The 14250-nt window shown below is 47.0% G+C and carries 14 protein-coding genes and 1 riboswitch; of the genes, 2 read left to right on the top strand and 12 right to left on the bottom strand.

Translation table 11 applies throughout. From position 1 onward, the window contains the following. Position 1 precedes the first annotated feature (1 nt). The 6 genes from CGC65_RS12610 to CGC65_RS31805 form a co-directional block, all read right to left on the bottom strand. A complete protein-coding gene (locus tag CGC65_RS12610) occupies positions 2-1132 on the bottom strand; it encodes a cysteine desulfurase family protein (protein WP_002567236.1) in 1131 nt (376 codons plus the stop codon). A gap of 414 nt (positions 1133-1546) precedes the next feature. Then, complete coding sequence (locus CGC65_RS12605; RefSeq protein ID WP_002567235.1) at positions 1547-2593, bottom strand: zinc-dependent alcohol dehydrogenase; 1047 nt, start codon at positions 2591-2593, stop codon at positions 1547-1549. An 11-nt stretch (positions 2594-2604) separates the two neighbouring features. Beyond that, positions 2605-3552 carry an ABC transporter permease gene (locus CGC65_RS12600; RefSeq protein WP_002567234.1) on the bottom strand — a complete coding sequence of 316 codons (948 nt, stop codon included), beginning with the start codon at positions 3550-3552 and terminating at the stop codon, positions 2605-2607. 1 nt (position 3553) lies between these two features. Further along, positions 3554-5068, bottom strand: coding sequence for a sugar ABC transporter ATP-binding protein (locus CGC65_RS12595; protein ID WP_002567233.1), 1515 nt, complete (start codon positions 5066-5068; stop codon positions 3554-3556). Between the two features lie 74 nt (positions 5069-5142). Continuing rightward, complete coding sequence (locus CGC65_RS12590; RefSeq protein WP_002567232.1) at positions 5143-6195, bottom strand: substrate-binding domain-containing protein; 1053 nt, start codon at positions 6193-6195, stop codon at positions 5143-5145. An 824-nt stretch (positions 6196-7019) separates the two neighbouring features. Then, positions 7020-7472, bottom strand: coding sequence for a hypothetical protein (locus CGC65_RS31805; protein WP_002567231.1), 453 nt, complete (start codon positions 7470-7472; stop codon positions 7020-7022). Between CGC65_RS31805 and CGC65_RS32525 the strand changes: the two genes are divergently transcribed. Continuing rightward, positions 7372-7758: a DUF4397 domain-containing protein gene (locus tag CGC65_RS32525; protein WP_227126051.1), complete on the top strand. Its 387-nt coding sequence runs from the start codon at positions 7372-7374 to the stop codon at positions 7756-7758. The two genes, CGC65_RS31805 and CGC65_RS32525, sit on opposite strands and share 101 nt — an antisense overlap. Positions 7759-7860: 102 nt before the next feature. On the opposite strand, the gene CGC65_RS12580 is transcribed toward CGC65_RS32525, so the two are convergent. From CGC65_RS12580 to CGC65_RS12575, 3 genes are all read right to left on the bottom strand, one after another. Further along, positions 7861-8814, bottom strand: coding sequence for a GGDEF domain-containing protein (locus CGC65_RS12580; RefSeq protein WP_002567230.1), 954 nt, complete (start codon positions 8812-8814; stop codon positions 7861-7863). Beyond that, on the bottom strand, positions 8780-9076 hold the full coding sequence (locus tag CGC65_RS31795) for a hypothetical protein (protein ID WP_002567229.1): 297 nt from the start codon (positions 9074-9076) through the stop codon (positions 8780-8782). The genes CGC65_RS12580 and CGC65_RS31795 overlap by 35 nt, the downstream gene beginning before the upstream one ends. Positions 9077-9386: 310 nt before the next feature. Further along, positions 9387-10805: an NCS2 family permease gene (locus tag CGC65_RS12575; RefSeq protein WP_002567228.1), complete on the bottom strand. Its 1419-nt coding sequence runs from the start codon at positions 10803-10805 to the stop codon at positions 9387-9389. A 137-nt stretch (positions 10806-10942) separates the two neighbouring features. After that, positions 10943-11039: riboswitch (purine riboswitch) on the bottom strand. 481 nt (positions 11040-11520) lie between these two features. Between CGC65_RS12575 and CGC65_RS12565 the strand changes: the two genes are divergently transcribed. Beyond that, positions 11521-12702: an ISL3 family transposase gene (locus CGC65_RS12565; protein WP_002578311.1), complete on the top strand. Its 1182-nt coding sequence runs from the start codon at positions 11521-11523 to the stop codon at positions 12700-12702. A gap of 176 nt (positions 12703-12878) precedes the next feature. Here CGC65_RS12565 and CGC65_RS12555 read toward each other — a convergent pair whose 3' ends face one another. From CGC65_RS12555 to CGC65_RS12545, 3 genes are all read right to left on the bottom strand, one after another. Continuing rightward, the gene (locus tag CGC65_RS12555) at positions 12879-13172 is read right to left on the bottom strand and encodes a hypothetical protein (protein ID WP_002567226.1); all 294 of its coding nucleotides are present in this window, start codon (positions 13170-13172) and stop codon (positions 12879-12881) included. Positions 13173-13286: 114 nt separating this feature from the next. Beyond that, positions 13287-13523, bottom strand: a complete 237-nt coding sequence (locus CGC65_RS12550; protein ID WP_002567225.1) for a putative signal transducing protein — start codon at positions 13521-13523, stop codon at positions 13287-13289. Positions 13524-13568: 45 nt separating this feature from the next. Next, the gene (locus tag CGC65_RS12545) at positions 13569-14162 is read right to left on the bottom strand and encodes a CpXC domain-containing protein (protein ID WP_002567224.1); all 594 of its coding nucleotides are present in this window, start codon (positions 14160-14162) and stop codon (positions 13569-13571) included. Between the last annotated feature and the right edge of the window lie 88 nt (positions 14163-14250).

The following is a 14250-nucleotide window of genomic DNA, read 5'->3' as shown; positions in this document are numbered from 1 at the left end:
ATCATTTCCCTCTCTTTATTAATTCATTTAATGTTTCTACTAATACAGTTACTTCTTCCCTGGTATTCTTTTTTCCCAGGCCGATCCGCACAACACTGTCCGCCCTGGGGCCTTCTATGCCCATGGCCCGGATCACATGGCTCCTGGCCCCCTTTTCGCAGGCCGAGCTGCCCGACAGATATATACCCCTCATACGCATCTCATGAAGCAGCTCCTCCGTGGCAAAGGGAAGTACCGATATATTCAGCACATAAGGAACCGCCCCCGAAGGGGAATTGATTACCACATCCTCCATCTGCCGCAGACAGTCCGTCAGGTACAGGTTCAGTTCCTTTACATGCTCCCAGTTCTCCCGTATATCCCGGAGGGCTTTTAAAGAAGCATGGCCGAAGGCTGCGATTCCCGGTACATTCTCGGTTCCCGGCCGCACCTTACTCTCCTGGGAGCCTCCAAAGCACAGGGGACGTACGTTTACGCCTTCCCGCACATAGATGGCCCCGCTTCCCTTTGGCCCATGAATCTTATGGGAGCTCATGGTAACCATGTCAGCCTTTATCCGGTTTAAGCTGAACAGAATCTTTCCGAATCCCTGCACGCAGTCGCAATGCACCAGGACATCCGGATTTTTCCGTTTCACACCCCCGGCAATTTCTTCCACAGGAAGGCGCTCTCCTGTCTCGTTATTTACGGCCATGACCGACACCAGCAGAGTATCCTGATTCACTGCATGAATCACATCATCCGCCTGTATCCTCCCGTCCCTGGGCCGGATAAATACCACTTCGTATCCATCCTCTTCCAGCGACCTGCAGGATTCCAGGACAGAAGAATGTTCGATGGCAGTGGTAATTATCCTGCCCTTGTTTCTCCCCTCTCCCCGGGCAGCCAGGACGCTTCCCCTGATGGCCAGGTTATTGGCCTCAGTACCTCCTGATGTAAAGAAGATCTGCCTGGTAGGGGCGCCTATGACCTGGGCTACCTGCTGCCTGGCTGCTGTCAGCCGCCCCAGCGCATCCCTTCCAAGCAGATACGGGGATGATGGGTTTCCGTAAACCTCAGTCATCACTTCACAGGCAGTCATGGCCACATCCTTGTCAACCTGTGTGGTGGCGCTGTTGTCCAGATATATCATATCTTTCTTCACCTCTTTCCACTTTATATGGTTTGTATATATCCTCCCTCCGCACACCGCATTATTTTCTGCTGCTTATTATGTATGATTGTTTTCTGAATACGTATACATTTTATTGGTAAAAATTAGGCATTATCGCAATTAAACCCCAGTACATCTATATGCTTTTTATTGCTTTTGCCTTTTGTTTTCATCTATTTTATTAATACGTATTCACTTTCTATGCACTCATTATAAAAGCTCTCAAACTGTTTGTCAATTTTTTTTTATTAAATTATCTTTTTTTGTGCAAGACTCACAAATTTAATATAGTAATTTAGTAAATATGGAGAAAATCAAAAATCACCCCGGCATAGAACAAAAACCGTTCTGTGCCGGGGCCTGTTAAGGCGCTCCCACTGCCGCAAAGTAATATCACAGCTGTATCAGAGCCTTAATGCATCCATCCCTCCGCTGTGTAAATACGTCAACCGCCTCTCTCATATCCTCCAGGGCAAAGCGGTGGGTTATCATGGGCAGCGGATCTGCAATTCCCATTTTCATCATCTGCATCACCTGTTGGTGGCTGTTGGGATTTCCTCTGCTGCCGCACAAGGTCAGTTCATTCCACATGATGGCTTTCATGTCAATCCCGTAAGAGGATTTGCGGGGCGAGGACAAAAGGGCAATCCTTCCGCCCCGCTTCACCCCTGCGATGCAATTGCGAAAAGACAATTCTGTTCCGGCGCACTCAATCACCTGGTCCGCCCCTATTCCGCCGCTTATGCTGTGAATCCGCTCTCCAATGTCCTCTGCCGTATAATCAAGAACCACATCCGCGCCCATCTGCTTTCCCCGTTCCAGCCTGTCTCCCCTGCCGCACAGTATAACCCGGCTGCCCATTGCCTTTGCCAAAAGCATGGCAGACATGCCCACCGGACCGCAGCCCATGACGGCCGTGAGCCCTCCGGGCCTGATTCCCACTGATTCAATCCCATGAAGGGCCGTGGCCATCGTATCTGCCATGGCACCGTGTTCACAGGTCAGGCCGTCGGGAATATGATGGACGGCCCGTATGTGATAGACACAGTATTGGGCATAGCATCCCTGAGCGGTAAATCCATACTGCTTATGCCCCTGCTCCCTGATACCGAAATTAAGGCACAGGTTATACCGCCCCATCCTGCAGTTGGCGCAGTGTCCGCACCCAAGATGGGCCTCTGCCGCCACCATATCCCCTGGTTTAAAATCAGTCACGCCGCTTCCCACGGTTTCCACCACGCCGGCTCCCTCATGGCCCGGTATAAAAGGCATGTAAGCGGGCAGTCCGTCCTTCAGGCTCTCTCCCGCCAGAAGGGGCGGATCTGATCCGCAGATTGCCACGGAATGCATTCTTACCAGTACTTCCTGAAAGCCGGGAACCGGCTTTTTTACATCCTCCACGCCGTATTCCCCCGGCGCCCTCATAACCAATGCCTTCATAAGTTATCCTTCTACCTTCTGTTCTTCATGTTGTCGGCCACCACTGCTATTACTATAATGGCGCCCTTGAAAATCTGCTGCAAATACGGTGATACCATCATTAAATCCAGGCCGTTTTGCAGAACGCCCATTATAAGCACTCCGCCCACAACGCCCATCACATTGCCGGACCCTCCGGTCATGCTGACGCCTCCGATTACCGTGGAGGCAATGGCATCCATGTGATACTCGATTCCGTTGGTGGCTGAACCCGAGCTTACACGCCCGGTAATCAGGATGCCGGAAATGGTGGCAAACACACTCATCAGCAGAAATACCTTGATTCTGGTCAAATCAACGTTAATGCCGCAAACCCTGGCCGCTTCCTGGTTGCCTCCCAGTGCATAAATTTTCTTGCCAAAGGCCGTCTTTTGCAGCATGATGCTGACCACTGCGGCACATATAATGAATACAATTACTAATACCGGGATTCCCATAAGCTTCTTGCTTCCCAGCCACTCTATCTCAGGCCGTATGCCGCTGATAGGCTGGCCCTTTGAGACAATCAAAGCCAGGCCCTTTGCCACGCTCATCATGCCAAGGGTAGCGATGAAAGAAGGAATCCTCATTTTCGCGGTCAGGACACCATTTACCAGACCGCAGCACAATCCTGCCAGCAGAGGCATCAGGAAAGCCAGAACCAGCGGACATTCCCTGCTGGCAAAGTAAGCGCATATAACGGATGTAAGCGCAATCTGCGGTCCTCCCGAAATATCAATATCGCCAATCAGTATCACCAGCATCATGCCCATGGTGAGAATCCCTACCAGTGATATCTGGCGCAGCATATTCACAAGATTTCCCGGTTTTATAAACTGCGGCTTAATCATTGTCAGAACAATCATGAGCGCAATCAGTATCAGTATAATACTGTATTTTTTGATTAAGCGGCTGGCTGCGGCCCTTTCTTTATTTTCCATTTTAATGTTTCCTCCCTTCATCTTCCCCGAATGCAATCTGCATCAGAAGCTCCTGCGTGGCGTCTTCCCTTCCAATCTCACCGGCCTTGCGGCCTTCGTGCATAATGACAATGCGGTCGCTCATGCCCAGGACTTCTGGCATCTCCGAGGATACCAGAATGACTGCAGTGCCGTTTTTGTTCATTTCACCTAGCAGGCGGTGGATTTCCGCCTTTGCATTTACATCAATCCCCCTGGTAGGCTCATCCACAATCAGAATCAAGGGGGCATTGATCATCCATCTTCCCATCAGAACCTTTTGCTGGTTGCCGCCTGAAAGCAATTCAATATGTTGCTCCATAGAGGGTGTTTTAACCGCCAGTTTGGCCCGCATGGATTCCGTATGGGCCTTAATCCGGTTAAAGTCCAGAAACATCCCCTTTTTCTGGAGTTCCAGATTCGACATAATCATATTGTCAGTGATATCCAGGGGAAGAAAGCATCCGCTGGCCTTTCTGTCCTCTGTCAGCAGGCCGATGCCAAGGGCGATGGCATCATGCGGATTCCTTATATGTACTTCCTTTCCCCGGATAAATACCCTGCCCTCCGTATGGGGACGCAGGCCGAACACCGCTTCTAAAAGCTCGCTTCTGCCCGACCCAATCAGTCCTGTAAACCCTAACATTTCCCGCTCATGCACGCAGAAGGATACGTCAAAGAACCGTTTTCCGTCAGAAAAATGTTCAACTCTCAGCAATTCCTCTCCCGGCTCGTAATATACTTTGGGGAACATTTCCGTCAGTTCCCTTCCTACCATGAGAGAAATCAGCTTATTGTTATCCAGGTCAGCAGTCAGGTCCCCTCCTACCAGCTCTCCATCTCTGAGGACCGAAATCTCATCTGTTATCTCAAACACTTCCGACATCTTATGTGTAATATAAATAATGGTCACGCCCTCTTCCTTCAACATTCTTATGATGTTAAAAAGGCTTTCCACTTCCTTGTCTGCAATTGCAGATGTAGGCTCATCCATTATGATCAGCTTGGAATGAAATGATATAGCCTTTGCGATTTCCACCATCTGCATATTTCCCACGCTGAGTTCCCTCATCAATATGGTGGGGCTCAGCTTAAGCCTCAGCCTGCCTAACAGACAGGCTGTCATCTCATTCAATTGTTTGTGGTCAACAAATCCCCATTTATTCTTTGGTTCTCTTCCCAAAAAGATATTCTCCGCCACCGTCATGTCCGGAATTGGGCTCATTTCCTGGTGAATCATGGATATCCCCGCTTCCAGGGCATGATAGATTGTCTTTAGCTCCAATGGTTTTCCATCAAATATCATTGTCCCCGATGTGGGTGTATAGATTCCCTGAAGGATTTTCATAAGAGTGGATTTACCTGCCCCATTCTCCCCCATAAGGCCATGCACCACCCCTTTGCGCACCTTAAAGGTAACATCCTTCAACGCTTTGACTCCTGGAAACTCCTTTGTTATGTGGTTCATTTCCAGAATGTATCCGGTATCACTGCCCATTTGTTTTCCTCCCTTCTGTCCGTTTCCAAAATCTGAATGGATGGGCGCCTGCCAAGCGCCCTCTTCTATTTTTGCTACTTCTGGGAATACTGCACATAATCATCAACATTGTCCGCTGTCACAAGTTCAAAGGGAATCATGATCTTGCTCTCCGGCTTCTCCCCGTGAATATACTGCAAAGCTGCCTCCAGCGCTTCCTCTGCCTGGCGGTCGGGATTCTGGAATACGGTGGCAGCAATCTTGCCGTCCCTGACCGCATTGATTCCATCCGGATCCCCGTTGACGCCGCAGACAATAATATCATCGCTTTTGCCCGCCTGCTCTACTGCCAGCTGCGTACCCATGGCCATATCATCGTTCAGACACAGAATTGCATCTATATCTGTTCCGGACTGCAGCCATGTCTCTACAAGCTGAAGCGCTTTGTCTCGTTTCCAGTCGCCGGCGCCTTCAATCACCACCTGCATATCCGGATACATTTCACCTAAGGTTTCTACAATTGCGTCACGCCTGATAAACTGGTTCTCCTGGCCCATAATTCCGTTTACAATCGCTACATTGCCTTTTCCTCCTGTCTTTTCCCCTGTAAACCGGGCCAGCAGAGAACCGGCCACTGCGCCGTCCGCACCCACAAAACTGTCACAGTTTTCAAATATGCGGTTAAAGGCAATAAGGGGCACCCCCGCCTCCTTGCAAGCCCTCACAATGGGTTCTGACTGCTTGGCATCCACTGCCAGGCAGATAATGGCCTGGGTGCCGTTGAGAATCTGATTCTCCACCTGGCTGATCTGCGTGTTGGCATCCTGCTTGGAGTCCAAATATGTAATGTGGATTTTATCCTTATGCTCTTCCTCGTATTTTTTCATGGCATTCATCACAAAAGATGCAAATGTATTGTCAAAGGTTTCAATGATGACAGAAACCTCAGCCGGTTCTCCAGAAGTCCCGCCCGGTCCCTCTTCACCATTTCCGGCGGCAGGTGCATTGGCTGTTTCTGCCACTTTGTCCGCGGCTTCCAGGCTGCCGCTCTCTGCGCTGCCGCATCCTGTCAGGATACATCCCGCCATCATTGTGGCCGCCAGCAAAATGCTCACTATTTTTCCTGATACAATTCTTCCCTTTAACATGTTATTTCTCCTTTTTACTATTTTATTTACGGTTTGTATGAATACGTATTAATGGTTTTGGCCTAAAAAAATAAACTTTGATACATTTCTTTGGTATGCAAAGAATCATTTTAAAAACCACATACAGATTAACATGGTTTTAAGGATATCTATTCTTGTCATTTGTTGTCATTTTTTACATTGTCCCCAAGTTTTTGCCATGGTTTTGTCATTTCTTCTAATTTTTCCTCCTTTTTCCGTTAATTTTTTGTTAATTATACGTATTCATTTCATGGACACATTGTAAGTCCCGCAAACTTTAAAGTCAACTGTTTTTTTGATCCGTCCTTTATTTCGTGTATATTATTCAAAATTACGTACTTAATTTTGTGCACTTTTAATTGAGAATGGGGATTCATTTCCGTGACAACCAGATAAAACCGCGAGAATTTGCAGCTTCAGATAAAAGTAAAATGACCAGTCGGGGAACTGGTCATTTTAGGAGAAGGTATTTCGTTTCTTATGGGGTGTAGCAAAAACTATATAATGTATTGGGGGGGGTTACGTCTATTATAATAGCATAGGGTCATAAAAAAGTCTGCCCAAAGTTTTGCCAGAAGAAAACTTTATTTTGTGCATTTTGCGCCGCTCCTGCCGGTTGATGGCGAAATATGTCTTTGTATTCCGAAAATCAAGCCTTCCCGCACATAATCTTTTTCTGCGCATAAGATATGACAAAGCATATTTATGAAAGGTTACCTTATGTATAACGATAATTTTTATCCATCCACAACAGAGGATGACTTTAATTCAGCCGCTGAATATTCCGAATATGATTCAGAGCCTTACGGCTCCGATGAATGGCTGAACTCCCAGGAAACCACTCCCATTCTTCCTCTTCCGGAGGATGGAAGCGACTGGTCAGACCAGGAGAATGATTTTGGCATGCAGGACAGGGATGCCAGTCCCATGCAGGCAATGCCCAGGCGCCCTATGCCCGACAGGCCGGTTGCCCCGCTTCCTGACAGGCCCGGACGCCCTATTCCCGACAGACCCGTACGGCCCGACAGGCCGGTCCCTCCTATACCCGACAGGCCCGGACGTCCCGACAGACCGGTTCCTCCGCTTCCAGACAGACCCGGGCGCCCCATTCCCGACAGACCGGGATGGCCTAACAGACCGGTTCCTCCCAGGCCCATTCCTCCCAGGCCCACTCCTCCCAGACCCATCCCTCCCAGGCCTGTTCCTCCCGTACGGCCCGACTGGTCCTGGAACTGGGGTACAATCCTGCCAGGCATCGTTCTCCCCCTCTCTCCTGCCCGCGTCAGATTCTACAATGCATCTGTCCCCGGACCGATTCAGATTTACGTGAACAACCGCCTGGTGGTATCCAATCTGAACTATTTGCAGTACTCCCGCATATACAATGTGATTCCCGGACGCTATCGTATTACAGTCTACCAGGGGAACGACATGCGTTCACCTCTGGTAGATACCTGGATGAGCTTCCGGCAGAATCAGGACTATACAGTTGCCTTGATTCGTTCAGGCTCCAATTTCCGCCTTCAGACATCTTCGTTCTAACTTATTAACCATGGACTGAGTAATATTTCGGGGCGCTGCAGCAGGCCAAGAATGACCGCTGCAGCGCCCCTGTATTTTCATAAAACCATATTCATAAAACCATCATGATTCAATATAAATGATTTCTATATCAGAAAAAATCCATAAGGTTTCCTTACCCGTGCTGTCATAATGATAGAATTTGAGGATTCTCAGCCTCAGCTGGCTCCCATCCTTTTTCCGGTAAGTAAAATCAGGTATCTCCTCTCCCTCCAGCATGGCTTCAAGACGGCTGTAATCACAGCAGAGCTCAAATAACGAAGCGTATTGGGGTTCCACCATTCTATCTGCATACAGCAGCAGGGCCCTGCTGTATTTGTCACCACATTCCTTCAGCATTTCCTGGAAATAGGAAGGTATGAAGATTTGCCGCACTGTATCCGTCTCCAGATTCACAAAAAACACACCCTCAAACACAGGAGCCAGTATGCTGAGGAACCGGTCCGCATCCTTTTTCTCAGATATAAGCCGTTCCATATGCTGGTTCAGTTCACGCCTCTGCCGCTCTCCCCCCTTGGAAGAATAAAAGCCCTTCTTATTCTCCTGCATGGCTCTCTCTGCCTTTTGTACAATGTCCTCAATTCTAAGATCCGACTCCCGCCATTCCAGTCCTGTGGAGAGTGAAAAACCTGCCTCCTCCGTTTTCCTGCAGACCTGCTCTATCCTGCGCACCAGCTCCTCGCGTCCCATATTTTTACACAGAATGACAAACTCATCTCCCCCAATGCGAAAAATATCCTGGGAATCAAAATATTCCAGGAAGATGTCCGATATGGTTTTAAGCATCCGGGCTCCTGCCTGATGCCCCAGGTGATTGTTAATCTCATGGAGGCCGTTTACATCAATATAAATACAGCCAAGAGTCCCGCATCCCTGCTTATCAAACTCAAAAGCCTGAATTGTTTTCTCAAAGCGGTTTCTGTTTCCAAGGTTTGTCAGGGCTTCTGACAGAGCCTCCTGGCTCAGCATCTGGTTGGCGGCCTCAATCTGCCGGTACTGCCTGCCTCTTCCTGTCAATCCATGTCTCCAGCCATGTAACACCTGCCGCTGCCAGTATAAGGACCAGATACAAAACAAAATATGTCACTCTGCGGGGCTTGGCAAAGGGCCCGCCCGGACGCATGGATATGGAAATGACCATCACAAATTCAAACACAATGATGAATATGTGAAAAAGAAAATTTCTTTTAACCACGTCACCATGCAAGGCACGGAATACCTCCTCAGAATCCGTAAAATCCGGAATGATTCCCAGAAATTGTTTCAATCTGCTCCACATTTATATTCCTCCTGCCCCGCATGTTTACGTGTCTTTTCCTGTAAGAATTTTGAATGATTTTTGTCACAAACTACTTACAAACTGTTCACATTTAGGTAACAGACTGCTCATAATTAGTGGATATACTTTATATTGTAAACAGCTAATGCTTATAAGACTTTTTTTCATAATACTCGGCCAGTGGGATATATCCCACTGGCTCCTCCCTTTTTCAGGGCCAATTCACGATATGGCCCATGAATTATATGTATTTTATCATATCTTTCTCTGATTTTGTAGTCTGTTTTTTCTCCTTCCCATCAAGCTCCAGCTAACCCAATGTCATAAATGCATATCTTACCACGAACACAACCGAAATGGCCAGGGTCAGTATCTTCACATCCTGCCTCCTGCCAGTGGTAAGCTTCATCAGGCAGTAAGTAATCAGTCCGAATGCAACGCCATTGGCAATTGAATATGTAAACGGCATGAATACAATGGTGCAGAAAGCGGGAAGCGCGTTGCTCATATCAGAAAAATCTACGTCCCTGATATTTCCCAGCATTAAAATACCCACAAAAATCAGTGCCGGTGCAGTGGCAGCTGCGGGAACAATACTTACAATGGGCGCAAACAGAATAGCCCCCAGAAACATAAGGGCTGTTACCAGGCTTGTAAGTCCGGTCCGTCCTCCGGCTGCAATGCCTGCGCTGGATTCCACCACTGTGGTTACGGTGGATGTTCCCACCATGGCACCGGCAGCCGTAGAAATGGCATCTGACATCAGCGCCTGCTTCATCCGGATCACCTCGCCATTTTCATCAATCATGCCCGACTGCTTGGCCGCGCCCAGAAGTGTGCCGATGGAATCAAACATATTTACCAGCGAAAAGCTGATGACCAGCATGGTTACAGTAAAGATGGTCTCCACCATATTGGCTCCTGAAAATAATCCGGCAAAGTCCATTTTCATAAACGATACCTCTGCAAAATCCCTGAATTTCATTCCGATGTTCATATCCAGGTTTGAAATATGAGTCACCCCAAGAGGTATACCTATAAGTGTTGCAGCCACAATGCCCAGAAGGATTGAACCCTTGACTTTTCTGGCATGAAGCATTCCCATGATAACCAGTCCGGCCAGTGCAACCAGAGCGCTGCTCATGAGAGCCAGATCAGCCCCTTCTATTTTCCATTGGGAAAAGTCCACCAGGCTTACAAGGGTTGCTGGATTTGATATGACTATACCCGCATTTTTCAGACCGATGATAGTAATAAACAAACCGATTCCGGGGGTGATGGCCGTTTTTACCGCATCGGGTATGGACCTTATAATTGCCTCACGCAGTCCGATAGCTGTTATCACAATGAAAAATACGCCTGAAATGAACACAACCACCAGGGCCTGACCATAAGTATAGCCCATTCCCAACACAACCGTGTATGCAAAAAAAGCATTCAATCCCATTCCGGGCGCCTGCGCAAAGGGCACTCTGGCATACAATGCACAGAGAATTGTTCCGATAAAAGCTCCGATACATGTTCCAATAAATACGCCATTTGCAATTTTGCCTGCCATGGCGGCATCCCCCATGATGACGTAGGGGTCTGCTAAAATCTGTGGGTTCAAAATTAAAATATAGGCAATGGTTATAAATGTGGTGATTCCCGCAAGCACTTCCGTCCTGACGCTTGAATGGTTCTGAGATACCTGGAAAAAGCGGTCTATACGTCCTGTTTCTTGTTTCAATGCTATGTCCTCCATGTCATGTTTTAATCTGTGTAATGTGATCAGATTCCTCACGTCGCTATCCCTTGTAGCCGGTCTCCAGCTGCTTTACCTCACTCTCCCCCCTCCGCCAGCAGATCTTTAACTGCAAAAAAAGAGCCAACTACAAAAAGCCATGTAGTCAACTCTTTACGGTAGTTGGTAGAAACTCTGAGCCAATTCTCAGGATATACATAGTGAATAGCACCAATATTTAATACAAAATTAATTATATACCCTAAAACATTTTTAGTCTATTGGCTTTTTTATTCAATAATCCCGTCCTGTTTTTGTGCAATATGTACATTCTTATTTCATTCATAAACTTATTACAAACCGTTCATACTTTTGCAACAGACTGCTCACATTTTCTGAATATACTAATCATTGTAAAAGGTCAATGCTAATAACTTTTTTTCATAATACTCAGCCAGCGGGAACAGCCCGCTGGCTGCTCCTCTTTTCAGGAATAGCAAAAGATACATCCCATCTCAGGTTGAAATCCCATCCCGGTCTGAAGAAAGGCAGGGCAATGGGGTTAAAAATACAGATAAAAAAGGTTCTATACTGAATGTTGGGGTGTGCTGAAAAGCACACTTCCAACATTCTTTTCGTTGTAATAAAATACATCTATAAGAAGCCTCCTAAACGCATTATCCCAACCAAAGTTTAATGTTACGGAGGTGACCCCTTATAGATGTACCCTAATTATACCAAGGCTTTCCTTAACTTGGAAGGTGTTTTTATTAAAAAAGTGGTTCAGGCAGACTCTTTCATTAAAATTTTCATCCAGTCCCAACCGGTAGAACAGACTTGTCCCTGCTGTGGGGCTAAAACTAAACGGATTCATGATTACCGTTTACAAGAAGTCCAGGACATTCCCTTACTGGGAAAACAAGTAATCCTGCTCCTTCGCAAACGCCGCTACCTCTGCCCATACTGCCGCAAACGGTTCACGGAACCCTATTCGTTCCTCCCCAGCTACCACCGCAGGACCCGCAGACTGGCATTTTACATTGTCTCCCTGCTCCGGCAGACCTTTTCCTTAAAACAGATTGCAGAGCTTACCGGTGTTTCCGTCCAGACGGTCTGCCGCCTTCTGGACACGATTTGCTATCCTCCGCCTGACCAGCTTCCACAAGCGCTTTCCATTGACGAATTCAAAGGCAATGCTTCTACCGGTAAATATCAGTGCATTCTGGTTGATCCGAAAAAGCGCCGGATCCTCGACATTCTCCCGGATCGGACCCAGAGCCATCTGGCTGATTATTGGCGGAACATTCCCAGGAAAGAACGCCTGAAGGTAAAGTTCTTCGTCTGCGATATGTGGCGCCCCTACACCGAACTTGCACAGACCTTCTTTCCAAACGCTACAATCATCGTGGATAAATATCATTTCATCCGGCAGATGACATGGGCGATTGAAAATGTACGCAAACGGCTGCAGCGCTCCATGCCGGTTTCTCTGCGTAAGTATTATAAACGCAGCCGGAAACTCATTCTGACCCGCTATAAAAAGCTGAAAGATGAGAACAAACAGGCCTGTGATTTAATGCTTCACTATAGCGAGGATCTGCGTCTGGCACACCGCATGAAAGAGTGGTTTTATGATATCTGCCAGATGGAAGCGTATCGTCAGCAGCAGAGGGAATTTGATGACTGGATTGCGAATGCACAGAGCTGTGGGATCAAGGAATTTGAGGCCTGTGCTAAGACCTACAGGGCCTGGCGAAAAGAAATTCTGAATGCCTTTAAATACGGGTTGACAAATGGTCCCACAGAAGGATTTAACAACAAGATAAAGGTATTAAAACGGAGCAGCTACGGAATCCGGAATTTCAAACGGTTCCGAACCCGGATACTTCACTGTACATCATAGGATAAAAAGGTCGGTAATGCGGAGGCTTATTTGGCATGCCCAAAATCAGTAAAACCTGGAACTAAACATAAAAAGGGCCCTTTTCATAGAATTGGGGCGGGATTTTAACAAATCCCACCCCAACTATTGACAAAGAGCCATAAAAAAAAGACAGCCGAACTGTCTTTTTTTGATACTTAGTTAATCTGAATCTCCATGGCCTGCTCCGGGAAAAAGTCATTTTCCATATCATAAATATTATGGCTGGTGGAATCCCTCAGCACACGGCCCTCCAGCGAATAACAACGCATGAACTTGTTCTGTCCGTCCACGCATGTCCAGTTCTCGGCATCCCAGGTCAGATATCCCATATCGTCTGTTCTCTTCTCCGCAAACTTCATATCAATCTGGCGGTCCTTTTTCATGAAGTCAATCAAACCTTCCTTAGTAACTTCAACTTCCTGCTTGTTAACGCAATCAAATGCTTTCATTCGTTTTCTCCATTCCGCCCTGCCTGCTGCAGTGCATATCGTGATTTTATCCCATAAGGATTCTATCACAAATCTATGTTTCTGGCAATAGATGGATAGTATCAGTCACCATGTTCAGCGTTCCTCCGTCAGCCCCATCCCCTCCAATACTTCCATTGCCTTCTGCGCATCCTCTTCCGCAACATATATATCCTCTCCGTACAGGGAATTGCCTCCATATATATTCATGATATCGCTGGAACCCACACCCTTCTTGTAAGCCGGTATCTGATTGTTGCCCAATGTCTCCAGAATCATCTCTGCCTGTATATTGTCCTGGGCCCCAAAAATCTTTATCACTTTACGTTCCATCACATACCCTCCTTTTCAAATTGTCCTGATACTCTGATTATATCATCATACCGCTACTGTTTTCAATGCCTCCGCATACTTCCGGTTAATCCGCAGGAATCCAAATTCTTTCTCTACAGGAATCTTATCATAATATTTTCCGGCCAAGGTATACAGGCCCTGTGATACAGCTACATACCGCTCATGTCCCGGAACAATAAAGTACATAAGCTTTCTCCTGCTGCCTGCATAGTATAACTCCAGGTTTCTCTTTGCCATATGGCGCATGGACTCCTTTGTTATTTCCATAATTCTATCATTCAGCCCTGCCTCAAAAATCCGTATCTTCTCGGCCAGCTGCTTATAATCATCCACATATCTCAGCTTGTAATCTTTCGGACAATCAGACTGCTGAAACACATCCGAATAATCCGTTCCCACACATACCATAAACCTTCTGGCAGGATCGTGATATAAAATATCATACTGTATGTATGACACAGCCCTGCAATCAGGGCATACTACTGTTTCAAACTGACCGTCCAGAATCTGCTGCCTAAGCCCCGGATCCAAGGATGATGTAATACTGTCATATAATTCAAATGGTATGATACAACCACATTCAGGACATCTGACTGCATAGTTTCTGCTTATTGACATCACGCGCCTCCAAACATTTGTTCGATACACAAAGTATACCAAACACAGCTGATATTGTCAAACAGAATCCGAACATTTGTTTTCTGAT

It is taken from the genome of Enterocloster bolteae (assembly GCF_002234575.2).
In the GTDB taxonomy this organism is placed as follows: domain Bacteria; phylum Bacillota; class Clostridia; order Lachnospirales; family Lachnospiraceae; genus Enterocloster; species Enterocloster bolteae.
This window is presented reverse-complemented; position numbering and strand designations above follow the sequence as displayed.

What these genes read in the sequence shown, in the direction of transcription:
- CGC65_RS12610 (WP_002567236.1), bottom strand. Translation starts at nt 1,132, where the DNA reads ATGATATATCTGGACAACAGCGCCACCACACAGGTTGACAAGGATGTG.
- CGC65_RS12605 (WP_002567235.1), bottom strand. Translation starts at nt 2,593, where the DNA reads ATGAAGGCATTGGTTATGAGGGCGCCGGGGGAATACGGCGTGGAGGAT.
- CGC65_RS12600 (WP_002567234.1), bottom strand. Translation starts at nt 3,552, where the DNA reads ATGGAAAATAAAGAAAGGGCCGCAGCCAGCCGCTTAATCAAAAAATAC.
- CGC65_RS12595 (WP_002567233.1), bottom strand. Translation starts at nt 5,068, where the DNA reads ATGGGCAGTGATACCGGATACATTCTGGAAATGAACCACATAACAAAG.
- CGC65_RS12590 (WP_002567232.1), bottom strand. Translation starts at nt 6,195, where the DNA reads ATGTTAAAGGGAAGAATTGTATCAGGAAAAATAGTGAGCATTTTGCTG.
- CGC65_RS31805 (WP_002567231.1), bottom strand. Translation starts at nt 7,472, where the DNA reads ATGCCTGGCAGGATTGTACCCCAGTTCCAGGACCAGTCGGGCCGTACG.
- CGC65_RS31795 (WP_002567229.1), bottom strand. Translation starts at nt 9,076, where the DNA reads ATGTGGAGCAGATTGAAACAATTTCTGGGAATCATTCCGGATTTTACG.
- CGC65_RS12565 (WP_002578311.1), top strand. Translation starts at nt 11,521, where the DNA reads ATGTACCCTAATTATACCAAGGCTTTCCTTAACTTGGAAGGTGTTTTT.
- CGC65_RS12555 (WP_002567226.1), bottom strand. Translation starts at nt 13,172, where the DNA reads ATGAAAGCATTTGATTGCGTTAACAAGCAGGAAGTTGAAGTTACTAAG.
- CGC65_RS12550 (WP_002567225.1), bottom strand. Translation starts at nt 13,523, where the DNA reads ATGGAACGTAAAGTGATAAAGATTTTTGGGGCCCAGGACAATATACAG.
- CGC65_RS12545 (WP_002567224.1), bottom strand. Translation starts at nt 14,162, where the DNA reads ATGTCAATAAGCAGAAACTATGCAGTCAGATGTCCTGAATGTGGTTGT.